This is a genomic window from Kitasatospora sp. NPDC053057, assembly GCF_044546945.1.
In the GTDB taxonomy this organism is placed as follows: Bacteria; Actinomycetota; Actinomycetes; order Streptomycetales; family Streptomycetaceae; genus Kitasatospora.
Map to the genome: position 1 here is coordinate 120,422 of NZ_JBITZP010000012.1, position 21,846 is coordinate 142,267.

The window sequence follows — 21,846 nt, forward strand, 5'->3', positions numbered from 1 at the left end:
TGTCCGGGTCATTCGTCAGCCGGTCGTGAGGGAATTCCCGGCTCTTTCCTCGTACGGGGATTCCCGGCGGAGAACACGTCCGGCGAACTGCAGGAGCGGACTTCTCCCGCTATCCGGATCGGGCAGGAACCGGCCCGCGTACGGGGCCTCGGGGAAATCCAGGCGATGGGCGGAGAATCGCCCGCGGCCGTCGAGGTCGATCCGGTAGCGCGCCCCGGTGTCCTCCTCCAGGTGCAGCGGGGCGCCGGCCCCACCGGTGAGGCGGTACGCCATGCTGCCGTTGGCCCAGGTGCCGGCCAGGTCGGCGGCGCCCGCGGGCGCCGGATGCACCTCGGACCGCCCGACCGGGGGTGCGCCGACGTCCCGGCCCTCGGCGCGCAGCCGGTCGACCAGCTCGCGCCACAGGGCGAGCCCCGCCGTGGAGTCCGTGACCAGGGCCAGCACGGTGCCGGTGCCCGGCTGGACCCTGAGGTTGCAGGTGGTGCCGCCACCCATGGCGTCCAGACCGATCCAGGGCTCGTCGGCCGGTCCGTACCTGGCCCAGCCGAGGCCGAAGCCGTCGGCGAGCCCGTACGGCTCGGCACCCGGCACCGGGCCGCGCATCGCCGCGACGCCGTCCTCGTCCAGCAGCGCCTCGTACGCCTCGACGCGCTCCGCCAGGTGCAGCCGGGCGAAGGCCACCAGGTCGTCGGCGGTGCCGGCCAGCGCGGCCGTCGGCGCCAGGGCCGCGGGGACGCGGACGTCCACCGGGACGGCGCCCGCCGTGGTGACGGCGTGGCCGACGGCGATGGCCGGGCCCGGCGCCGAAGGCCCCGGGCCGGGCAGGTGCACCGGGGTGATGCCGAGCGGGCACAGCAGGAAGGTGTCCACGGCCTCGCGCCAACTCAGGCCGACGGCGACCTCGATCAGTCGGCCGACCAGTGCGAAGCCCACGTTGGAGTAGGAGAAGGCACTGCCCGGCCGGAACAGCAGGGCCGGCTCGCCCGCGGCGGCCGCGAAGCCGCGCGGGGTCCGGTCCTCGCCGTCCAGGGAACAGACCAGGCCGCTGGTGTGGCTCAGCAGGTGGCGCAGGGTCACCGTGGCACCGAGGCCGTTGGGCGCGGCCGCGAACTCCTCGCCGTACCGCCCGAGGGCGGTGTCCAGGCTGAGGTCGCCGTCGCGGACGAGTTGCATCGCCACGGTGGCGGTGAACAGCTTGGTGACGGAGGCGAAGGGGAAGCGCAGCTGCGCCGCCTCCGGTCCGCCGACGCGGGCCGTCCGCACTCCGGCGTCGTCGAGCAGCGCGAGCTGAGCGTTTCGGACCCCGAAACCGGCGGCCATTCTCGGGAATTGGGCAACAAGTCCCGGTGACACCAGGAACCCCCTCTACTCCGCTTTCCGTGACGCTTTCCGTGACGGGCCGCAGACAGCCTGGAACAGCCGCGAATTCCAGCTGCGCACGGACTGGTGCGCACGGACCGCGACTTGGGAAGATCGACTTGTTTCTGAAGGCTAGCACGGGCTTTTTGCGCCGGTCAGCGTCCTTAAGTCCTCTGTGAAAAACGCTGGTTGGCATTCTGCGGGTGCGGGAAGCGGGTATCCGCCGTGTGGGCCCGATCACAGCACTGTGCGGGCCCGATCACAACCAAAAGGCCCGTGGCGCGTCCAACGCACCACGGGCCCATCGGGTCGGCCGGACGCTACTCCCGCAAGCCGATGCCCTCCACCGGGCGGGTCCGCAGCGCGAACCGGGTGGGTACCAGGATCGCGCCCAGTCCGATGAGCGCGGTCACCGCGACGATCCCCAGGTACATCAGCACCGGGAAGTGCGGCACCGGCGATCCGGTCAGCCCCAGGCTCACCGTGATCAGCGGCAGCAGCGGCACCACCGTCCCCACCACCACCGCGATGGCCACCACCATCCCGGCCTCCACCCGCATCATCCGCACCACCTGCTCCCTCGGCGCCCCCACCAGCCGCAGCAGCGAGAACTCCCGCACCCGGCCCAGGGTCGCCAGCACGAGCGTGTTGGCCACCGAGATGGCGAGGTAGCCGAAGACCAGCGCCAGCGGCAGCGCGCTGGTCAGCACCGAGGACATGGCCTGCTCCTGCTGCGCGGCCGAAAGGCCGCCCCCGTCCAGCACCTTGAGGCCCGGGTACCGGCCGGCCAGGCCGCGCAGCGCCTTGCCGACCTGACCCTGGTCGGCACCCGCGGCGGTCTTGACGAACACCGCGTCCTCCAGCTGACGGGAACTGTGGGCCAGCACGGTCTCCTGAGGGAGCGTCACATCACCGAAGCCCAGGCCCCGGTCGTAGACCGCGACCACCGCGGGCCTGACCTCGGCGCCGTCCGGGAGGTTCAGCCGGATGCGGTCACCGACGTGCGCGCCCAGCGTGCTCGCCGCACCGCCGCTGATCGCCACCACGTCGCCGCGGAGGTCGTCCAGGGAGCCCTCGGTGACGCCCAGGTCCATGGTCTGCGCCACCTTGTCCGGAGTGACGCCCTGGGCCTGGTACTTGAAGATCTCCGGCGAGTCGAGCACCTTCCGGGAGCCGTTCACCTGGACCCGGATCACCCCGGTGACGGCGGCCACTCCCGGCAGCGCCGCGGCGTCCTTGACCACGCCGAGCGGCGGCCCACCGGGCCCGCCCTGCACCGTGAACTCGGCCACGATGCCCGCCTCGGCCTGGTCCTGGGCCGCCGCCGCGGTCGTCGTCGGGATGCACAGCTGCACCAGCGCGAAGCCGATCGCCAGGGTGAGCGGACCGATGCCGGCCGCCAGCCGGCGGGCGTTGGCCCGGGTGTTGGCCACCGCGAGGTAGCCGTGCGGCCCGGTGCGCCGGCGGACCGGCCCGGCCATCAGCCGACTCGCCACGCTCACCACCGGTGGGGCCAGCATCAGCACGGAGATGATCATGACGAGTCCGCCGGTGCCCGCCCCGGCCACCGCGAAGACACTGCCGAAGAACAGCGGCAGCAGCGAGGCCGCGACGCCGAGCAGGAACAGCAGCACCCCGAAGAACGCCCGGCCGCGCCCCAGCCTCGCCGGTTCGATCTGGGCGTCGCCCATCGCCTCGACCGGCCGGATCGCCACAGCCTTGCGGGCGACCCCGACCGCGGCCACCTCCGCGGCGAACACCGAGGCCAGGACGGCGACCAGCATCGGCACCGGGCCGGCGGAGAACGCGAAGTCGTCGGGCACCATGCCGATCACGCTCAGCGCGCCCATCAGCACCTTGGCCACCAGGATGCCCGGCACGCACCCGATCACCGAGGCCACCAGGGAGACGATCAGGACCTCGGCCGCCATCATCTTGTACACCTGGCGCGGGGTGGCCGCGACCGCCCGCAACAGGGCCAGCTCACGGCGGCGCTGGTACACGCTGAGGGCGAGGGTGCTGGCCACCACGATCATCGCGATCAGCACCACCGTCGCACCGAGCGATCCCGCCAGCTCGACCAGGTTGGTCTGGGCCGAGGCCACGTCGTGGAACTCCACCTGGCTGCGGTCCTCGCCCAGATAGGTGTCGGCACCCGCCCCGGCCAGCTTCTTGTCGATCCGGTCCGCCACCTTGTCCGGGTCGGCGCCCGGCGCGACCAGCACCCCGACCGCGTCGATCCGGCCGGGGTGGCCGTAGAGCGTCGCCGCCTCGGCGTCCGTGAAGAACACCGCCGGCGAGCGCGGCTTCCCGCCCCCCTTCAGCGCGGCCACCCCGGTGACGGTGTACTCCCGCGCTTCCTGCGTGGTCGCCAGGCGCACCCGCTGCCCGGGCGACACCCCCGCCCGGTCGGCCAGCCGCGCGTCCAGCACCACCTCGCCCGCCTGCTGCGGCGCCCGCCCGCGATCCAGCGCGAAGGGGCCCAGCACCGAACTGGACCAGCTGTGCCCGCTCGACGGCTGCTCGCCGCCGCCGGCGTCCAGCCCGCCGTCCTCGTCCACCACCTGGGCGGGGAAGCTGACGTCCGGCACCGCGCGCTGCACGCCCTCGACCCCGGCCACCTTGTCGGTCACGTCGCTGTTCAGCGGCGCGGGCACGGGCAGCGGTTTCTCCTTCGTCTTGCCGTCGGTGACCTTGAACGACTGCTTGCCGCCGACCACCACCGGCGCCCCGGCGTAGCGCTGGGTGGCCACCCCCGAGCCCAGTCCGGACTGCAGCAGCGCGCCGAACGCGGTGATCAGCATCGACGCCCCGACCAGCGCCACGAAAGCCCCGACGAGTCCCGCCTTGCGCTCCCGCAAGGTCATGAGGACGAGCTTGAACACCATCTGCTCACCACTCCTCTAGGCGGGTCATCCGCGCGGCCACCCGTTCGGCGGTCGGCGCCGCCATCTCCTCGGCGAAGGCGCCGTCCGCCAGGAACACCACTCGCTGCGCGAAGGAGGCGGCGATCGGGTCGTGGGTCACCATCACGACGGTGTTGCCGTCCCGGTCCACGATCTCCCGCAGCAGCGACAGCACCTGACGGCCCGTACGGCTGTCGAGCGCGCCGGTCGGCTCGTCGGCGAAGATCACCTCGGGCTTGGTGATCAGGGCCCGGGCGATCGCCACCCGCTGCTGCTGGCCGCCGGACAGCTGAGCCGGCCGGTGCTGCAGTCGCTCCGACAGCCCGACCCGCCGTGCCACCTGTTCCAGCCAGCCCGGCTCGGCCGCGACCCCGGCGAGCAGCAGCGGCAGCGTGATGTTCTCCGCCACCGTCAGCGACCCCAGCAGGTTGTACGCCTGGAAGATGAAGCCGACCCGCTCCCGGCGCAGCATGGTCAACTGCGCCTCGTCCAGCGTCGCCAGGTCCGTGCCCGCCAGCCACACCGAGCCCGAGGTCGGACGGTCCAGTCCTGCCGCGCAGTGCAGGAACGTGCTCTTTCCGGCACCCGACGGGCCCATGACCGCGGTGAACGATCCCCGGTCGAAGGAGAGGCTGAGATCGCGCAGCGCGGCGACCTCACCCGCTCCGCGACCGTACTTCTTCTCGACCGACCGCAACTCCACCGCCCACTGGCCGTGCGCCACAGCGTCCCACCTTCCCGCCCTCTTATCGACACGTCGAACTCACGCTAGGCGCCCGACTCCTGTGGGCACCACGATGTTTGCTGGAGTTCGAAAGGTGCAGCTGGCTACCCCCCTGTCCAGGTGACGACCGAACCGCGGAGATCACCTCGCGGTGATACCGTGGGTGAAAACGGGTAACGGGGGCTTGGCGACGATGGATGGCGTTCCCCAGCGGCCGCGCCGCGGGTTGGCCCCGGCGACCACACAGCAGGCCTTCGTCCGACGGTTCGTCCTGGCGCTGCGGTACCTCCTGGAAGTCGGCGGCACCGCGGTGGTGGCGTTCCTAGGCTTCTACGCCCTCCTCGCGGTGTTCGTGCTGAGCCTGGTCGGCCCCGGGCTGAGTCTGCTGCCGCTGTCCCTGGCCCGGCTCCGGAGAGCCGCCGACTCCCACCGTCGGCGCGCGGGGCGGTGGCTGGACTGCGAGATCCCATCCTCCTACCGGGAGGCCGGGGGCCGGGTGCTGGTCCGCGCGCAGGTGATGCTCACCGACAAGGCCACCTACACCGACCTGCTGTGGCTGCTGCTGCACGCCGTACTCGGCACGCTCGGCGCCGCGTTGGCCATCGGGCTGTGCGTGGGGTCGGCCAGCTGGCTGACCATTCCGCTGTGGTGGCAGATCGTGCCCAAGCCCGCACAGTTCCTCGTCTGGAACATCGATTCGTGGGGCTCGGCGCTGGGGGCCTGCTTCGCGGGCCTGGCCTACGGGGCGCTGGCCGGCTGGCTGCTCCCCTGGTGCGCCCAGCTGCACGCCCTGATGACCCGGGCGCTGCTCAAGCCGCGCAAGCGCCGGACCTCCCTCGCCAAGCGCGTGGAGGAGCTGACCATCACCCGGACCGAGGCCCTGGAGGCGCACGCCGCCGAACTGCGGCGCATCGAACGCGACTTGCACGACGGTGCGCAGGCCGGACTGGTATCGGTGTCGCTGCGGCTGGCCCTGATGAAGCGGGTGCTCCAGGACAACCCCGAGAAGCTGCCCGAAATGATCGACCAGGCCCGCGACTTGGCCGATCAGGCGGTGCAGTCGCTACGCGTCGCGGTGCGCTCCATCTATCCGCCGGTGCTCGCCGACCACGGTCTGGCCGAGGCGACCCGCTCGCTGGTGGCGGCCTGTCAGATCCCCACCAAGCTGGACCTGGAGTACGAGTCCAGGGGCAGCCGGGCGCCCGCCGCGGTGGAGGCCGCGGCCTACTACGTCATCTCCGAGGCGCTGACCAACGTCGCCAAGCACAGCGGGGCCGAGTGCAGCCAAGTGCAGCTGCGCACCACCGAAAGCAGGATTCATATCTCCGTCTGGGACGACGGGCAGGGCGGGGCGGCCACGACCGGCTCCGGCAGCGGGATCCGCGGCATCAAGCGCCGCGTCGCGGCCTTCGACGGCGTGACCGAGCTGCACAGTCCTCCCGGCGGACCGACAGTACTTCGAGTGGAGCTGCCGTGCGGATCGTGATCGCCGAGGACAACGCCCTGCTGAGGGAGGGCATGTCACTGTTGTTGACCAGCGTGGGCCACGAGGTCTGCGCGACCGTGGAGGACGGCGACAGCCTGCTGCCCACGCTGCTGGAACACCGTCCGGACATCGCCGTGCTGGACGTCCGGCTGCCCCCGACCTACCGGGACGAGGGGCTGCGCAGCGCGGTGACCGCCCGGGAGCAACTGCCGGACCTCCCGGTCCTGGTGCTGTCCCAGTACGTCGAACACGCCTACGCCGCCCAGTTGCTGGTCCACGGCGCCTCCGGGGTGGGCTACCTGCTCAAGGACCGGGTCAGCCGGGTCGAGGAGTTCCTCCAGGCCCTGGAGCGGGTCGCGGGCGGCGGGGTCGCCATGGACCCCGAGGTGATCTCCCAGCTGATGGTGCGCCGGGTGCGCAACGACCCGCTGGACGCGTTGAGTTCGCGCGAGCGCGAGGTGCTCTCGCTGATGGCGGAGGGGCACGGCAACGGCGCCATCGCCAAGCTGCTGTTCATCGCGGAGACCTCGGTGAACAAGCACATCGGCAACATCTTCACCAAGCTCGGGCTGCCGGCCACGGACGGCGGCCACCGTCGGGTGCGCGCCGTGCTCACGTACCTCAACTCGATAGACGCCCAGGGCGATTGAACGAAGAGCCGTTGACCGGGCCGGTGGAGACCGGCCCGGTCAACCGCTCCGTCCCGGTCCCGGCTCACCCGGCGCGGGCAGCGCGCGGATGGCTCCGTTGAGGGTGGCCAGCAGGGCCAGCAGCACCAGGACCGCCGTGGCCGCCAGCACCGTGGCCACCGGCCCGGAGAACTCCAGCAGCGCCCCGCCCGCCAGCGTGCCCACGGCGGAGGCCGCGCCCAGGCTCACCCCGATCGCCCCGGCCAGCCGGCCGCGCATCGTGTCCGGCGTGGTCGTCATCTGGTGCGTGGCGATGACCGCGGTCACGGTCGGCGCCAGGAAGGCGGTGCAACCGAGCACCGCCCCGTAGCAGTACCCGGCCGGCAGCACCGCCAGGAGCGGCACCAGGGCGCTCGCCCCCCACGTCAGCAGCAGCACCGCCGTGTACGGGGCCAGCCGCAGCCGCAGCCTGGGCGCGGCGAGGGCGCCCAGCACTCCGCCGGTGCCCATCAGCATCCCGATCGGCCCGACCTCGTCGGCGGCCCCGGCCTGCTGGGCCATGCCGATGGCGACCAGCAGCAGCCCGCTGAAGACCGCGTTGAAGCCCATGGTGAGCCCCACGGTCGCCCGCAGCAGGCGGTGTCCGCACAGCCAGCTCAGCCCGGTCAGGGTCTGCCGCAGCAGGCCCCCGGGCTCGGCGGCGGCGATCCGCTTGCGCTCCTCGGGCGCCCGGAGGAACAGCAGGACGACCAGCGCGCCCAGCGAGGCCACCGCCTGGGTCGCGAACGGCAGGACGCGCATCACGTTGTAGAGCACCCCGCCGAGGCCGGGCCCGGTGATGGTGGCGACGTAGTAGCGCGCGGTGTTGCGCGCCACCGCCGACGAGAGCTGCGATTCCGGCACCACCAGCGGCAGCAGCGCCTGGTCGGCGGCGCTGAACAGCGCGGTGCTCACGCCCTCGACCACGGCCACGGCCAGGATCAGCGCGATCGGCGCCCGCCCGGCGGCGATCGCGACGGCCAGCACCGCCAGGGCCAGCGCCCGCGCGGCCTCGGACGCCAGCATCACCCGCTTGCGCGGCACCCGGTCGGCCACCGCGCCGGCCGGCAGCCCCGCCACCATCCGGGAGGCGGCCACGGCGAACTCCACCAGCGAGGCCTGGAAGACCGACCCGGTCATCGCCATCACCAGCAGCGGATAGGCGAACAGTGTCGCCTGGGAGCCCAGTTGGGAGAGAACGTTGCTGCTCCACAGCAGGTTGTACTCGCGGTTGCGGCGCAGCGGACGAGCGGGCGCAGCCGCCTGCGCCCGCCCGTCGCACCGCGCCGTCACCGGCTCCTCGGTGCGCTCCGTCACCCCGCGAGTCCCACCGCTCCGCCGGGCAGCGCGGTCCGCTCCACCGGGCGCAGCCGCTCCCAGGACAGCGCGTCGGCCATGCTCACGAACAGCTCGCGGGGCGGCACGAACGGGGCCCGGCCGTGCGCCACGCTCAGGTTGTCGACGATCAGCACGTCACCGGTGCGGCACGTCACGTCGACCTGGTGGTCGCGGTAGCCGGCGTGCAGCGCCTCGATGACGTCCGGGGCGATCTCGGTGCCGTCGGCGTGGAAGGTGTTGGTCGGGATCCCCCGGGGCCCGTACTCCTCCAGCAGCAGCTCGGCGAGGTCCTTGTTCAGCGAGCTGGAGTGGAAGAACGTCATGTGGTTGAACCAGGACTTCGCGCCGGTCTCCGGGTGGGTGGCCACCGCCCAGCGCACCTGCCGGGTCTGGACGTGGTCCTCGGCCAGCCACTCGACCTCGATGCCGTTGTCCGCGCAGTACCGGCGTACCCGCTCCGGGTCCTCGGTGCCGAACGCCTGCTGCCAGGTCAGGCCCAGCCCGGGCAGGAAGTTGCGTACCAGCAGGTAGCCCTCCCGGTCGAACCGCCGGACCACCTCGCGCGGCAGCGCGTCGTGGATCGCCCGGCAGTCCGCGAGGCGGTTCGCGCCGCCCTCGGGGGCGCCCTGCCGGCAGAAGAAGAACAGGTAGCGCGGCACCGTGAGGTTGTAGGACTGCTCGGTGTGGAGGAAGATCTCCTCGGTCGGCGGGTGGTCCGTCGCCGTGAAGACGCCCGGGTGCAACTCGGTGCGCGGCGAGGAGCGTTCGGTGTAGTCCAGCGGCGAACCGACGACCTGCTTGACGAAGGCGTCCAGGTCGTTCCAGTCGGTCCACCGGTACCCACTCAGCAGCGCGGCACCGTGCCCGACGACCCGTTCGCGGATGGACGGGCCGTGCTGGGCACCGAGTTCGGTCAGCGCAGGACGGCCCGGGCTGGACACTCCGCAGACCAACCCGCCGAGCCGGGGCTCCGCGGCCAGGGTGATCGCTGTGGTCATGGGAACGTGCTCCTCCTGTTGTCCGGATGCGGTTGGTTCGTCGGGGCGGGTGGCCGCGTGGGGACGCGGGTCAGTCGAGCGCCGCCCGGATGGCCTCGCCGGCCTGCCGGGTGTTCAGGGTGCCGCCGAGGTCCGGGGTGCAGCGGCGCTCGGCGATGGTGCGGCGCACCGCCCTCTCCAGGGCCTCCGCCTCGCTCTTCAAGCCCCGGTCACGCAGCAGGAGGGCGGCGCTCAGCACGGCGCCCGCGGGGTTGGCGAGTCCCTTGCCGACGATGTCGGGGGCACTGCCGTGCACCGGCTCGTACAGGCCCACCCCGGTCTGCGGGTTGATGTTCGCCGAGGCGGCGGTGCCCAGCCCGCCGGCGAGTTCGGCGGTGAGGTCGCTGAGGATGTCGCCGTAGGAGTTGTTGGTGACGATCACGTCGAAGGACGCGGGATCCTTGACCAGCTTCATCGCCGCGACGTCCACGTACAGATGGGACGAGTCCAGCTCGGGGTGGTGGTCCCGGGCGTCCCGCCACACCCGCTGCCACAGCCGGCCGCCGAACCGCACCGCGTTGGACTTGTCGACCATGCACACCGACCGGCGGGCGATGCCGTAGGCGTACTCGATGATCCGCTCCACCCCGAGGTAGGTGTTCGTCTCCTGGTCGACGGTGACCTCGTCGGGCGTGCCGGTCCGCAGGCTGCCGCCGACTCCGGTGTACAGGCCCTCGGTGTTCTCCCGTACCACCACGCAGTCGATACCGCGGCGGGATTCGTCACGCAGCGGGCTGAGCCGCTCGTCCAGCAGCACCGCCGGGCGGTAGTTGACGTACAGGTCCAGTTCGGTACGGAGCCGGAGCAGCACGCCGCGGGCGTAGTCCGGGTCGGTCACCCGCGGGTCGCCGACGGCCCCGAACAGCACCGTGCCGGCCGTCCGGACCGTCTCCAGCTCGCCGTCGGTGAGGGCCACGCCGTCGCGGAGGTAGCGGTCGGCGTTGATCTGGTCGAGGAAGGTGAACTCCAGGCCGGCTCCGAGGGCCTGGAGCGTCAGGACGGCCTCCTCGGTCACTTCGGGGCCGATGCCGTCGCCGGGCATCACGATGATCTTCTGGGTGTTCTGCTCGATCTGCACGGAATCGTCCTAGGGTCGGCCGGTCAGGCGCCGGTGGGCTTCGCGGAGGGTGGCCTCGGGGCGGTTGAAGGCGACCCGGACGTACCGGTCGCCTCGCCGCGAGTCGGCGAAGAAGGGAGTGGCCGGCGCCAGCAGCACCCCGGTCTCGGCGGCCAGGTCACGGACGAAGGCGGGGCTCGGCTCCGGGGTGAGGCGGTGGATCCCCGCCGTCACGTAGATGCCGCCCTGGGGCGCGACGCAGTCGAAGCCCGCCTCGGTGAGCATCCGGACGGCCAGGTCGCGCAGCGGCCGCATCGACCCGGCCGGGTCCCAGCCGTCCCGCAGGGCCGGGCCGGCGTCCGCCAGCGCGCGCTGCAGCGGCGCCGCGGCCCCGCCGGTGGTGGCGATGTGGACCTGCCGCAGCAACCGGGTCCAGGGGGCGGGGGCGCGCAGGTACCCCACGCGCCAGCCGCTGACGGCGTGGCTCTTGGAGAAGCTGCCCAGCACCATGCTCCGCTCGGCCAGCCCGGGCAGCTCGGCCGCCGAGCGGTGCCGCGCGCCGTCGTAGACGTATCCGGCGTAGACCTCGTCGGAGACGGCCAGCACGTCCCACCGCTCGCACAGCTCGGCGATCAGGCTCAGTTCCTCGTCGGTGAGCAGCCGCCCGGTCGGATTGGCCGGGCTGTTGAGGACGATCGCCCTGGTGCGCGGGCCGAACGCGGCGGTGAGCGCGGCCGGGTCCACGGCCCAGTCCGGGCCCTCGGCCCGGACGAACCGCGGCACCCCGCCGGCCAGTGCGACCGCGCTGAGGAAGTTCTCGTAGAACGGCTCCAGGACGACTACCTCGTCCCCGGGGTCGACGCAGGCCAGCAGGGCCACCGCGAGCGCCTCGCTCGCCCCGGCGGTCACCGTCAGCTCCGTGTCGGGGTCGGGCCGGCCCGGCAGGGAGCCCGCGATCCACTCGCGCAGCCGCGGGTTCCCGGCCGGGTCCTCGTACTGGTGGACGCCCTGGTGGAGCGCGCGGACGGCGCCCTCCACCAGCTCGGGCGGGGTGGGCGGCCACCCCGGGGTGCCGGCCGCGAGATCCACCGAGTCCGCCCCCCGGGCCGCCAGCAGGGCGACCAGGCCGCCGGCGGGCAGCTGCCGGACGCGCTGCGCGCCGAGCGGACGGCCCGGGGTGGTGCGGGAGGGCGGGGGCACGGTCACCGCGCTCCCCCGGTGACGTGCTCGGCGCCGGATCCCGCGGGGATGGTCGGCAGCCAGGAGGGGCGGCGCCGTTCGTACGCCTCGATCAGCTCGCCGCGCCGCATGGTCAGCTCGATGGTGTCCAGACCCTGCAGCAGCAGTTCGCGGGCCCGCTGCTCGACCTCGAAGGGCCAGCTGCGGCCGCCGGCGACCAGTCGGAGCTCCTGGAGGTCGACGGTGAGGGTGAAGGACGGGTCCCGCTCGGCCTCGGCCATCAGCTCCTGGACCACCTCCACCGGCTGGTCCACCGGGATCAGCCCGTTGTTCATGGCGTTCCGCCGGAAGATATCGCCGAAGCCGGAGGCCACGACCGCGACGAAGCCGCCGTCCTTCAGGGCCCACACGGCGTGCTCCCGCGAGCTGCCGATGCCGAAGTTCCGGCCGGCCAGCAGGACGGTCGCACCGGAGTGCGCCGGGCGGTTGAGGACGAAGCCGGGCTCCTGCCGCCAGCGGGCGAACAGGGCGTCCGCGTACCCGCTCTTGACGACCCGCTTGCAGTACTCGGCCGGGACGATCTGGTCGGTGTCGATGTCATCACGGCGCAGTGCCACCGCCCACCCGGTGTGCGTGATCAGGGGTTCCATGGCCCTCTCTCATCCCAGGTCGGCGGGCGCCGACAGCCGGCCGGCCACCGCGGTCGCGGCGGCGACCACCGGCGACACCAGATGGGTGCGGGCGGTGGAGCCCTGCCGGCCTTCGTAGTTGCGGTTGGAGGTGGATGCCGAGCGCTGCGGCCCGGTCAGCCGGTCGGTGTTCATGCCCAGGCACATCGAGCAGCCGGGCAGCCGCCATTCGGCACCCGCGTCGAGGAACACCCGGTCCAGGCCCTCCTGTTCGGCCTGTTCCCGTACCTGTACGGAGCCGGGCACGACGAGCAGCCGGGTGGAGCCGGCCACCGTGCGCCCGCGCAGCACCTCGGCGGCGACGCGCAGGTCCTCGATCCGGCCGTTGGTGCAGGAGCCGAGGAAGACCACGTCGATGGGGACCTCGCGCAGCGGGGTTCCCGGCGTGAGGTCCATGTACTCAAGGGCCCGCTCGGCCGCCGCCCGCTCGGCCGGGTCGACGAAGGACGCGGGGGACGGCACCAGCCCGCTCAGCGGCACCGCCTGGCTGGGATTGGTGCCCCAGGTCACCAGCGGGCTCAGACCCGACACGTCCAGTTCGACGGTCCTGTCGAAGGCGGCGCCGTCATCGGTGCGCAACGTCCGCCAGTGGGCCACGGCCGCGTCCCAGTCCGCCCCCTGCGGCGCGTGCGGGCGCCCCTTGAGATAGGCGAAGGTGGTCTCGTCGGGGGCGACCAGGCCGGCCCTCGCCCCGGCCTCGATGCTCATGTTGCACAGCGTCATGCGGGCTTCCATGGACAGCGCGCGGACGGCGGCGCCGCGGTACTCGATGACGTGCCCCTGGCCGCCGTTGGCACCGATCTCGGCGATCAGCGCGAGGACCAGGTCCTTGGCGCCGGTGCCCGGGGGCAGCTCACCGGTGAACTCCACCGCCATGGTCCTGGGCCGGCTGATCGCCAGGCACTGGGTGGCCAGCACGTGCTCGACGTCGCTGGTGCCGATGCCGAAGGCCAGCGCCCCGAAGGCGCCGTGGGTGGAGGTGTGGCTGTCACCGCAGACCACCGTCATGCCGGGCTGGACCAGCCCCAGCTGCGGGCCGACCACGTGCACGATGCCCTGGCGGCGGTGGCCGAGCCGGTAGAGCTCGATGCCGTGCGTCTCGCAGTTGCGCCGCAGGGTGTCGATCTGGAGGCGGCTGACCGGGTCCTCGATGACCGTCGAGTCGGTCGGGACGTTGTGGTCCTCCAGCGCGAGCGTCAGCTCCGGGCGCCGCACGGTGCGCCCGGTCAGCCGGAGGCCGTCGAACGCCTGCGGGGAGGTGGCCTCGTGGGTCAGGTGCAGGTCGATGTAGAGCAGGTCGGGCTCGCCGTCGGCGCGGTGCACGACGTGCGTCTCCCACAGCTTCTCCGCCAGGGTGGCGGGGGCGTCGGTCGTCACGCGGCAACCCCGGCCGACTGGGCGAACCGCTCGGCCAGGCTGGCGCGGACCACGGACAGCTCATCGCACTCGCCGCCGGTGCGGCTGGCGATGTAGTCGTGGTACAGCTCGTCCAGCAGCTCAGGGGTGGCGGGCACGTCGAGCTGCTCCAGCAGGTGCGCCAGGATGCCGCGGCCGGAGTGGCGGCCGACCAGCAGGGAACGCTCCCGGCCCACCCGGGAGGGCTCCAGGTACTCGTACGTCTCCGGGCGCGCCAGCATGCCGGCCTGGTGGATCCCGGCCTGGGTGGCGAAGGAGTACTGCCCGAAGATGGCCTTGTTGCGCGGGGTCTCCATCGAGATGGCCCGGGTGAGCACCTGGTAGGCCGCGTACAGCCGCTCGGTCCGGATCGTGGTGGTGAAGCCGTAGTGGGCCGCCTTGTAGAGCAGGACGGCGGCGAGCTCCTCCAGGGCGGCGTTGCCCGCGCGCTCGCCGATCCCGCCGAGCGTCACCTGCATCTCGTCGGCACCGGCCTCCAGTCCCGCGAGGGTGTTGGCGACGGCGAGGCCGAAGTCGTCGTGGCAGTGCACCGACAGCACCGTCCCGGCGGGCAGCCACTGCCGGACCGTGTGGGTGAGGTCGCCGAACTCGGCGGGCACCAGGCAACCGGAGGTCTCGCCCAGGGCGATCGTGGTGGCGCCGGCTTCCGCGACGATCTCGCAATAGCCGCGCAGCAGGTCGTGCTCGCCACGGCTGGCGTCCTCGATGCCGATCGAGATGTCGGTGACACCGAGTTCCTTGGCCGTCTTGATGGCGGCGCGGACCTCGGCGTACGCCTGCTCGCGGGTGATGCCGCGCTTGTGCTCCAGGTGCATGTCGCTGCCGGTGACCAGGAGTTGGATCTGGTGCCGCTCGGTGCCGCCGGCCTCGACGGCCACTTCCACGTCCTTGGGCACCGACCGGCAGAACGAGGAGAGCCGGGCGTCCGTCAGCCGCTCGGACATCATCCGGGTCGCCTTGAAGTCGGTCGGAGAGGCCGCCGGGAAGCCGGTCTCGATGATGTCGACGCCCAGGCTCTGGATCGCCATTGCCACGTCGAGTTTCTGTTCAGCCGTCATGGCGTTTCCGGGCGCCTGCTCGCCGTCGCGGAGCGTGGTGTCGAACACGGAAATCCGGCGGGGCTCTCCTGTATTGATGACCACCTGATAGACCTTCCCCCGTTACCACCCACGCGGATTCTCTTATTCGCCTCGGCGGCAACAGTGATCTGAGGAAATACCGGGACCGCAGTGCGGAAACCGGGATGTCGACTTGTCCGGGAATGCTCGGGGGAACTCCCCGTCACCCTGAGCACGCTCTTGATTTAAGATCACCCGGCCGGGCCCCGCTACGTCTTTTGACAGTGACCGAATAGCGCTGGTCGAATCGTGTTCGACGGGCGGGCCGGAGCCGGCGAACAGCCCCAGGCGGGCCGCCGTGCACGGGCCTGACGGACGGGACGGGTGCAGAGAACTGCACCTGCGAACGGTAGGGAACCTGACTGCGCCGGCCGCCGGGCGCGGGTTAGCCTCGCTGTGCAGCGGGAGAGCATCCGCTGCCCTACTACTTCCCACTCCTCACGGCGAACAGGAAATACCATGTCTGGATGGCAGCCCCAAAAGGAACGTCCGCTGTGGCCCTGGGTGTTGCTGGCCATCGTCGTGGTGGGCGTCTGCATCAACGTGACGCTCAGCCTGGCGTAACACCGGTGGCGACCCGCAGTACCCGGTAGCACCACAGCCGCCGGGGCCCGCCGACTCCCCAGCGGGCCCCGCGCGATGCCGACGGCGACACGTCGCACCCGGAAGCGGCGGCTCATTCCCCCAGCCGCCGCCCCCGGGCACGGGCGAGGGGCGGGCACGACCACGTCGAGCCCGCCCGTCGCCCGCTCAGGCGATGAGCTCCTCGTGGAGGAGCGCGTTGCCCAGCGGGGTGAGCGTGTGCGTCACGGTGTTGAACGATCGAAGGGTGGTCACCAGCCCGGCGCTCCGCAGGATGGCCGCGTGCTGACTGGCCGCCGCCACCGAGATACCCACCCGGTGCCCCAGCTCCGTGGTGCTGCAACTGTCGGTGAGGGCCCGCAGGACGGCCGCCCGGGTCCGGCCCAGCAGGGCGCCCAGTGCGGCGACGTCCCGGGCCGGCTCCTCGTTCCACATGGCGGTCAGCCACTTCTGCTTCACCGGGATCGGGTAGACGAGCACCGGCGCCCCGGCCCCCGACGGGTCGATCAGCAGCATGGGGGCCCGCGAGTGCAGGAAGAGCGAGGGCGCCAGCAGCAGCCCGCCGTCCCCGAGTCTCCATTCGACGTCCGGACCGGGTACATCGAGGTGGGGCGACTCCCAGCGGACGGCGGGGTGGAGCGTGCTGAGCACCTTCTCCATGCCGCCGCTGAGCATGATCTGCCCGCGCGCCGCCCGGTCGATCGCGAGTCTGCCGCCGATGCGGTGCCAGTGCGGGGCGATCGCGTGCCGGTGGAATTCCCGGACGTCCTTGACGACGCGCCAACTGGAATCACCGGGCTGCCCGTCGGTCGATCCGTCCGGGCCGCCCACGCCCCGGACGACGTCATAGACGTCGGGGAGCGAGTGCAGCATCGAGGTCAGCTTGAACAGGGCCCGGGTGCCCAGTGCGGCGACAGCCTGCGCCCGCCACGGGGCGAATTCCGAGCCACCTCTTCCGGCGGCCAGTAATTCCAATGCGAGAAGCGCCTCCACGAGCTCTTCCGGCTCATCCAGGATTCGCGTCTTCGCGAGACTCGCAGATGACAGTATAAGGCGCGTCACGCTCCCACCCCCGTATAGGCGAACGACAAGCTCCACACTTTCCCAGGACTCCTGCGAATGAACCTTTCTGCTACGAGGTCGACGCCACTAGCGCCCCGCCGGCGCCCTGCGTCCCACAGTACCCATACGCACCATAGGTCACGAACGGGGGGTAGGCAACGATAAGCAGCAGCGATAGACAGTAGGGGAACCATTGGACGGACACCGGCCCGTTTCCCTTCACAGCCGGAGGGATTAATTCCACATCCGGCCGGCAGCGGCTCACCGCACGCGGAAGCGACCCCTCTACATCATCGGAAGAGGGGTTGCACTCGCCGAATCACCCGAACCGCGAATTTCAGCCGGGATCAGGGTCGCGGACGATCCACTCAATCTTCACAGGCAATTAAGGATCGGGACTGGGATGCTTGACTTGACCAACAGTTGACCTGTACATGATTCCATCCGGCCGCATGATCGGTCAACCGGCCGACCGGGAAGGCCAGTTGACCGCATCAACGATCGGCGGCTGCGGCTCCGCGCTTCGGGTCACCGCCCATCGTCCCGCCGGCCGCCCAGCGACCCTAGCCCCGCACGTCGGGTGGGACAGGAGAGTGGACTGGAGTCCTCGGGTGCAGAAAACTCCCCCCTGGACATCTCCAGCAGAACGTGCATCACCTGTTCCCGGGCCAATCCGCCCCGGCCCGCCTGGGTTCTTTCGTCCCGCCTTAAAGACCTGGTGGACGGCCCCCGGGGGCGGCAGGCTGTCCTTGCGCCGCCGAGCAGTGGCAGCGCCCTGCCCGGAACCCGCCGCGCCCCGCACCTCGGAACGAAGGAGTCACCCGGTCGTGCAGAACCCCTTCGACGACCCCGACGGCCGCTTCCTGGTCCTGGTCAACGACGAGAACCAGCACTCGCTGTGGCCCGCGTTCCTGGAGGTGCCCGCCGGCTGGCGGATCTCCCACGCCGAGGACAGCCGCCAGTCCTGTCTCGACCACATCGAGGAACACTGGACCGACGTACGGCCCGGAAGCCTGGTGGAGGCGCTGGCGCGCCAGGAGCAGGGCGACCGCTGACGCGGAGCCCACGGTGAACACCGGCTCCGCCACGGCCGGCCCGCCCGACCCCGCCGCCCTGCGTGACCTGCTCCTGCGCGCCTCGGCGGACGCCATCCCCGGCGCCCACTACTCTTCGTGTCGACTGGCACCCTCTGCGTGAGAGGATCACGGGACAGTGCGATCCGATCCCGAGGAGTGGACATGGCCGAGCGCCAGAACGGCACCGTGAAGTGGTTCAACGACGAGAAGGGCTACGGCTTCATCACCCCGGAGTCCGGCCCCGACCTGTTCGTGCACTTCAGGGCGATCGAGGGGGGCGGTTTCAAGTCCCTGGTGGAGGGCCAGAAGGTCACCTTCGAGGTCGTCCAGGGCCAGAAGGGCATGCAGGCCGACAAGGTCCAGGTCGTCCAGTAGGACGGGGGACGGACCCGCTCGCGCGCCCGTACGGCCTTGCCCGTCCGGGCGCGTTCGGCTTCTCGGATCCGCGCCTGACCTTGACCCAAGGTCAGGCCCCAGGCTCGTGGTCATCAGGAACGACGGGCCGGAGCGGCCCGCGCCACAGAGCCAGGAGCACGCCAAGTCCGGCAACATCACGATCGGCGCCGCCGCGGGCGTCTCCGCCACCCTGGACGCCGGCACCGGCCACGGCCGCATCAGCAACGCCCTCAGGAACGACGGCGGCGCCGAGCTCCGGATCCGCACCACCTCGAACGGCGACATCACCGCCCGCAGCCTCTGACGGACGCCGGGCCCGACGCCGGGCCCTACTTGGACCGCAGCCCGGCCAGGGTGCTCTGCACCTGCTGGGTCACGGCCGGGGGCAGCGTGCCGTACTTCAGGGACTCGCCCGTCGCCTGGCCCGGCCCGCTGACCGCGTAGGTCGCGAGGCTCGCCACATTGGCGGAGCCCCCGCCGCGTTCGCAGAAGTCGAGGTAGCCGAATCCGACCACGGGATAGCCGCCCTTCACCGGCTTCTGGTAGTCGATCTTGACCGACACCCGGCTGTCCGAGGTCTCCACCGTGCCGGTCGCGGCCATCGCTTCGGCGCCCGGGATGCTCGGGGCCACGTCGGAGTCACCCGTCCGCACCCGGGCCGTGTGGAGGTTCCCGACGTCCTTCAGCGGGACGACGCCGATCGACCCGGTGGCGCCACCGATGACGCCGGGGATGCTCGCCTCGGTCGTACCGGGTGCGGCCTTCATTGTGGGATCCCAGACCGTGCTCACCTCGTACGGCCAGCCGCCGGCCTTGCTGAGGTACTGCTGGAAGACGTAGCCGGACCACGACTGGCCGGACGCGACCCGTATGTCGATCGGGGAACTCGGCAGCACCGTGGCCGGGTTGAGCGCCCTGATGGCCGGATCGTTCCAGGTCTCGATCTGGCGCTGGAAGATCTTGGAGAGCGTCGGGGCATCGAACACCAGGTCCGTCACCCCGGGCACGTTGAAGACGACCGCGACGGGGACCACGGTGACCGGGAGCTGGGACATCCGACCGGCGGCACAGTGCTTGCCGTACTGGAACGCCTGCTGGTCGGTCAGGGGGGTGTCGAAGCTGGCGCCGTCGACCTCACCATTGGCGAAGTGGGTTGCGTTGGCGAACTTGAAGGGATCGTCGAAGGGGCCGGCTGGGGGCTTGAAGGTGAGCTGGTCATTCGGGCAGGCCTTGCCGAAGTCCGCCGTCCACTGCTGGACGAGGGCGGCCTCCATGCCGTCCGCGCCGATCGTGGCCTTTCCGGCCGGGGCGCAGGCGACACCGGAGGCGAGGGCGGACGGCCCGGTCTGCCCGGCGCCCCGCTGCTGGTCGTGCCAGGCGACGTAGCCGAACGTGCCGGCCGCGGCCACAACGGCAGCCACTGCTGAGCCGATCAGCAGGGCCTTGCGCGGGCGTGGACGGTCGGCAGGGACGGGCGGAAGGTACGGAGGGACGGTCGGCGGCCCGGGCGGCCCCGGCGCCGCAGGGGCAACCGGGTTGGGGGCCGTCGGCGTGGCAACGGCCTGCGTCACAGCCGGCGCCACCGGCCCCGTCCGCAGCTGGACCGTCCGCTCCCGCGCCCCCTTCGCGATCATCCTCAACAGCCCCTCCACCGTGGGCCGTTGCTCCGGGTCCTTGGCCAGGCACCCGGTGATCAGCGGATACAGCTCCGGTGCCAGCCCCGCGAGGTCCGGCTCCTCGTAGACGACCCGGAAGCCCACCGCGTGCGAGGAGTCCGCGCCGAACGGGCCGCGCCCGGTGGCCGCGAACGCGAGCACCGAGCCGAGCGCGAACACGTCCGTGGCCGCCGTCGCCGTGCCGTTGCGGAACTGCTCGGGCGCCATGAACGGCGGGGTGCCGACGGCGACCCCGGTGCTGGTGAGCTGGGTCTCGCCCGCGCTGCGGGCGATGCCGAAGTCGATGACGCGCGGGCCGTCCTCGGCGAGCAGCACGTTGCCGGGCTTGAGGTCGCGGTGCACCAGCCCGACGCGATGGATCTCCCGCAGGGCCTCGGCCAGTCCGGCGGCAAGGCGGCGCACCTCGGGCGGGGTCAACGGGCCCTGGCCGGCGACCCGTTCGCCGAGGGACGGGCCGGGGATGAAGAGGGTGACGAGCCAGGGGGCCGGGGCGTCGGCGTCCGCATCGAGCACGGGCGCGGTGAAAGCGCCGCTGACCTTGCGCGCCGCCGTGACCTCCTGCCGGAACCGGGCCCGGAACTCGGCGTCCGCGGCCAGCTCGGGCCGGATCACCTTGATCGCCACCTGGCGGCCGGACACCGACCGGGCGCGGTAGACGACGCCCATCCCGCCCGCGCCGAGCCTGCCCTCCAGGAGGTACCCGCCGATCTCCCGCGGATCGTGCTCCATCAAGCTCACGTGCCGATTCCCCCCAGGCGTGTACGGCCGACCGGCCCAGCCTAGTGGGGCCCCGTTCGCCGGACGGCGAGGTCACGAAGCACCTCGAAAGCGCCGTGGACACGGCCCTCTGCCACTGACTCGGAAAGCAGAACGGCCGGTTGATCCGAAGATCAACCGGCCGTTCACTGTGCGCGAGGGGGGAGTTGAACCCCCACGCCCTTTCGGGCACTGGAACCTGAATCCAGCGCGTCTGCCTATTCCGCCACCCGCGCATCTGGGTGATGGGTTAACTATAGACCACCTGGAGGGGTGCCTCCGACCACCGGGGGCGGACGGGAACGAGTCCCGCTGACCTCGCGGCCTCCCGGTCCGAAGGAGCACTGTCCACACCGAGGAGTGAACCCGCCGCCCCGGCCTGCGACCATGAGCCCGTCGACCCACCGAGCGGAGGAACCGCATGGAGCTACGGCAGCTGCGCTGCTTCGTCGCCGTCGCCGAGGAGCTGCACTTCGGCCGGGCCGCCGAGAAGCTGCTGCTCGGGCAGCCGGCCGTGAGCCAGCAGGTCCGGCGACTGGAGCGGGAGTTGAAGGTCGAGCTGTTCGACCGGTCGCCCCGGTACGTGCGGCTGACGCCGGCGGGTGAGCGGTTCCTGCCCGCCGCCAGGAACGTCCTGGCGGCCGAGGACGCCGCCCGGGCGCTTGCCGCCGATCTGGCCGCGCCGGCCGTGCTGCGGCTGGGCACCATCAGCGGGCTCGGCGAGCGGCTGGACCTGATCCTGGACACCTATCAGCGGCAGGCCCCCGGGGTGCGCGTCGACTTGCAGTCCGTGCCGGTGCGGGAGCGGCTGGCGCGGCTGTCCGAGGGGCGCCTCGATGCCGCGTTCGTGCGCGGGGCGATGGCCGAAAGCAGTCCGGACCTGCGCTTCCTGCCGGTCTGGGAAGACGAGTTGGTGCTCGCGCTGCCCGCCCGGCACCCGCTCGCCGGTGCGGACGAGGTCGACCTCGCGGACCTCGCCGCCCTGCCGCTCCGGCTGACCGATCGCCGCACCAACCCGGCGCTGGTGGACCTGGTGATGGGCGCGTGCGCGGAGGCCGGCTTCCGGCCGACCCTCGGCCCGGCGCACGGCGCCCTGCAGGACACCCTGGCCTCGATCGGTACCGGCACCCCGATGTGGACGGTGGTGTACGCCGCCAACGCCCGGATGACGAACTCCCACCGGGTCGCCTTCCGGCCCTGCCGGACCCCGCTGGCGCTGCCGACCTCGATCGCCGTACGGCGGTCCGCCCCACTCCCCCGGCTGCTCCTGGCAGCCTGCCGCCAAGCGCCCCCGACCTGGGGCGATCAGGATTCGTGATCG

The 21,846-nt window shown here is 72.0% G+C and carries 18 protein-coding genes and 1 tRNA gene; 6 read left to right on the forward strand and 13 right to left on the reverse strand.

Annotation, left to right across the window (positions count from 1 at the left end):
- Positions 1-15 precede the first annotated feature (15 nt).
- From ACIG5E_RS15555 to ACIG5E_RS15565, 3 genes are all read right to left on the reverse strand, one after another.
- Positions 16-1,320 (reverse strand): serine hydrolase domain-containing protein, encoded by a 1,305-nt coding sequence (locus ACIG5E_RS15555; RefSeq protein ID WP_396533931.1) that lies wholly within the window; start codon positions 1,318-1,320, stop codon positions 16-18.
- Between the two features lie 359 nt (positions 1,321-1,679).
- On the reverse strand, positions 1,680-4,247 hold the full coding sequence (locus ACIG5E_RS15560; protein WP_396533932.1) for an FtsX-like permease family protein: 2,568 nt from the start codon (positions 4,245-4,247) through the stop codon (positions 1,680-1,682).
- Positions 4,248-4,251: 4 nt separating this feature from the next.
- Positions 4,252-4,989 (reverse strand): ABC transporter ATP-binding protein, encoded by a 738-nt coding sequence (locus ACIG5E_RS15565; RefSeq protein WP_396533933.1) that lies wholly within the window; start codon positions 4,987-4,989, stop codon positions 4,252-4,254.
- Positions 4,990-5,182: 193 nt separating this feature from the next.
- Between ACIG5E_RS15565 and ACIG5E_RS15570 the strand changes: the two genes are divergently transcribed.
- Positions 5,183-6,475 carry a sensor histidine kinase gene (locus ACIG5E_RS15570; RefSeq protein WP_396533934.1) on the forward strand — a complete coding sequence of 431 codons (1,293 nt, stop codon included), beginning with the start codon at positions 5,183-5,185 and terminating at the stop codon, positions 6,473-6,475.
- Complete coding sequence (locus ACIG5E_RS15575; protein ID WP_396533935.1) at positions 6,463-7,125, forward strand: LuxR C-terminal-related transcriptional regulator; 663 nt, start codon at positions 6,463-6,465, stop codon at positions 7,123-7,125. The genes ACIG5E_RS15570 and ACIG5E_RS15575 overlap by 13 nt, the downstream gene beginning before the upstream one ends.
- Positions 7,126-7,164: 39 nt before the next feature.
- On the opposite strand, the gene ACIG5E_RS15580 is transcribed toward ACIG5E_RS15575, so the two are convergent.
- The 8 genes from ACIG5E_RS15580 to ACIG5E_RS15615 all read right to left on the reverse strand — a co-directional run bounded on the left by ACIG5E_RS15580 (position 7,165) and on the right by ACIG5E_RS15615 (position 16,552).
- A complete protein-coding gene (locus tag ACIG5E_RS15580; protein ID WP_396533936.1) occupies positions 7,165-8,460 on the reverse strand; it encodes an MFS transporter in 1,296 nt (431 codons plus the stop codon).
- The gene (locus tag ACIG5E_RS15585) at positions 8,457-9,479 is read right to left on the reverse strand and encodes a TauD/TfdA family dioxygenase (protein WP_396533937.1); all 1,023 of its coding nucleotides are present in this window, start codon (positions 9,477-9,479) and stop codon (positions 8,457-8,459) included. The genes ACIG5E_RS15580 and ACIG5E_RS15585 overlap by 4 nt, the downstream gene beginning before the upstream one ends.
- A 70-nt stretch (positions 9,480-9,549) precedes the next feature.
- Positions 9,550-10,596: an isocitrate/isopropylmalate dehydrogenase family protein gene (locus ACIG5E_RS15590; protein ID WP_396533938.1), complete on the reverse strand. Its 1,047-nt coding sequence runs from the start codon at positions 10,594-10,596 to the stop codon at positions 9,550-9,552.
- A gap of 9 nt (positions 10,597-10,605) precedes the next feature.
- Positions 10,606-11,781 carry a pyridoxal phosphate-dependent aminotransferase gene (locus ACIG5E_RS15595; RefSeq protein ID WP_396533939.1) on the reverse strand — a complete coding sequence of 392 codons (1,176 nt, stop codon included), beginning with the start codon at positions 11,779-11,781 and terminating at the stop codon, positions 10,606-10,608.
- Complete coding sequence (gene leuD / locus ACIG5E_RS15600; RefSeq protein WP_396533940.1) at positions 11,778-12,404, reverse strand: 3-isopropylmalate dehydratase small subunit; 627 nt, start codon at positions 12,402-12,404, stop codon at positions 11,778-11,780. The genes ACIG5E_RS15595 and leuD overlap by 4 nt, the downstream gene beginning before the upstream one ends.
- A 9-nt stretch (positions 12,405-12,413) precedes the next feature.
- Complete coding sequence (gene leuC, locus ACIG5E_RS15605) at positions 12,414-13,820, reverse strand: 3-isopropylmalate dehydratase large subunit (protein ID WP_396533941.1); 1,407 nt, start codon at positions 13,818-13,820, stop codon at positions 12,414-12,416.
- Entirely contained in the window at positions 13,817-15,001 is a 1,185-nt protein-coding gene (locus ACIG5E_RS15610) for a LeuA family protein (protein WP_396533942.1), read from the reverse strand. Before ACIG5E_RS15610 ends, leuC begins: the two co-directional genes overlap by 4 nt.
- A 726-nt stretch (positions 15,002-15,727) precedes the next feature.
- A complete protein-coding gene (locus ACIG5E_RS15615; RefSeq protein WP_396533943.1) occupies positions 15,728-16,552 on the reverse strand; it encodes an ArsR/SmtB family transcription factor in 825 nt (274 codons plus the stop codon).
- Between the two features lie 896 nt (positions 16,553-17,448).
- Between ACIG5E_RS15615 and ACIG5E_RS15620 the strand changes: the two genes are divergently transcribed.
- The 3 genes from ACIG5E_RS15620 (at position 17,449) to ACIG5E_RS15630 (ending at position 18,397) form a co-directional block, all read left to right on the forward strand.
- On the forward strand, positions 17,449-17,676 hold the full coding sequence (locus ACIG5E_RS15620) for an MbtH family protein (protein ID WP_396533944.1): 228 nt from the start codon (positions 17,449-17,451) through the stop codon (positions 17,674-17,676).
- A gap of 183 nt (positions 17,677-17,859) precedes the next feature.
- On the forward strand, positions 17,860-18,072 hold the full coding sequence (locus ACIG5E_RS15625; RefSeq protein ID WP_396533945.1) for a cold-shock protein: 213 nt from the start codon (positions 17,860-17,862) through the stop codon (positions 18,070-18,072).
- A 106-nt stretch (positions 18,073-18,178) separates the two neighbouring features.
- The gene (locus tag ACIG5E_RS15630) at positions 18,179-18,397 is read left to right on the forward strand and encodes a hypothetical protein (RefSeq protein WP_396533999.1); all 219 of its coding nucleotides are present in this window, start codon (positions 18,179-18,181) and stop codon (positions 18,395-18,397) included.
- A gap of 25 nt (positions 18,398-18,422) precedes the next feature.
- On the opposite strand, the gene ACIG5E_RS15635 is transcribed toward ACIG5E_RS15630, so the two are convergent.
- Together ACIG5E_RS15635 and ACIG5E_RS15640 are read right to left on the reverse strand one after the other, a co-directional pair.
- Positions 18,423-20,498, reverse strand: a complete 2,076-nt coding sequence (locus tag ACIG5E_RS15635) for a serine/threonine-protein kinase (protein WP_396533997.1) — start codon at positions 20,496-20,498, stop codon at positions 18,423-18,425.
- A gap of 179 nt (positions 20,499-20,677) precedes the next feature.
- Positions 20,678-20,761: transfer RNA gene (locus ACIG5E_RS15640), tRNA-Leu, on the reverse strand.
- A gap of 185 nt (positions 20,762-20,946) precedes the next feature.
- Between ACIG5E_RS15640 and ACIG5E_RS15645 the strand changes: the two genes are divergently transcribed.
- Positions 20,947-21,843: a LysR substrate-binding domain-containing protein gene (locus tag ACIG5E_RS15645; protein WP_396533946.1), complete on the forward strand. Its 897-nt coding sequence runs from the start codon at positions 20,947-20,949 to the stop codon at positions 21,841-21,843.
- Positions 21,844-21,846: the final 3 nt, after the last annotated feature.

Bases quoted from the DNA above. Each gene is read 5' to 3' on its own strand.
- ACIG5E_RS15555 (WP_396533931.1), bottom strand. From the start codon at position 1,320: ATGGCCGCCGGTTTCGGGGTCCGAAACGCTCAGCTCGCGCTGCTCGAC.
- ACIG5E_RS15560 (WP_396533932.1), bottom strand. From the start codon at position 4,247: ATGGTGTTCAAGCTCGTCCTCATGACCTTGCGGGAGCGCAAGGCGGGA.
- ACIG5E_RS15570 (WP_396533934.1), top strand. From the start codon at position 5,183: ATGGATGGCGTTCCCCAGCGGCCGCGCCGCGGGTTGGCCCCGGCGACC.
- ACIG5E_RS15585 (WP_396533937.1), bottom strand. From the start codon at position 9,479: ATGACCACAGCGATCACCCTGGCCGCGGAGCCCCGGCTCGGCGGGTTG.
- leuD (WP_396533940.1), bottom strand. From the start codon at position 12,404: ATGGAACCCCTGATCACGCACACCGGGTGGGCGGTGGCACTGCGCCGT.
- ACIG5E_RS15625 (WP_396533945.1), top strand. From the start codon at position 17,860: ATGGCCGAGCGCCAGAACGGCACCGTGAAGTGGTTCAACGACGAGAAG.
- ACIG5E_RS15635 (WP_396533997.1), bottom strand. From the start codon at position 20,498: ATGGAGCACGATCCGCGGGAGATCGGCGGGTACCTCCTGGAGGGCAGG.
- ACIG5E_RS15645 (WP_396533946.1), top strand. From the start codon at position 20,947: ATGGAGCTACGGCAGCTGCGCTGCTTCGTCGCCGTCGCCGAGGAGCTG.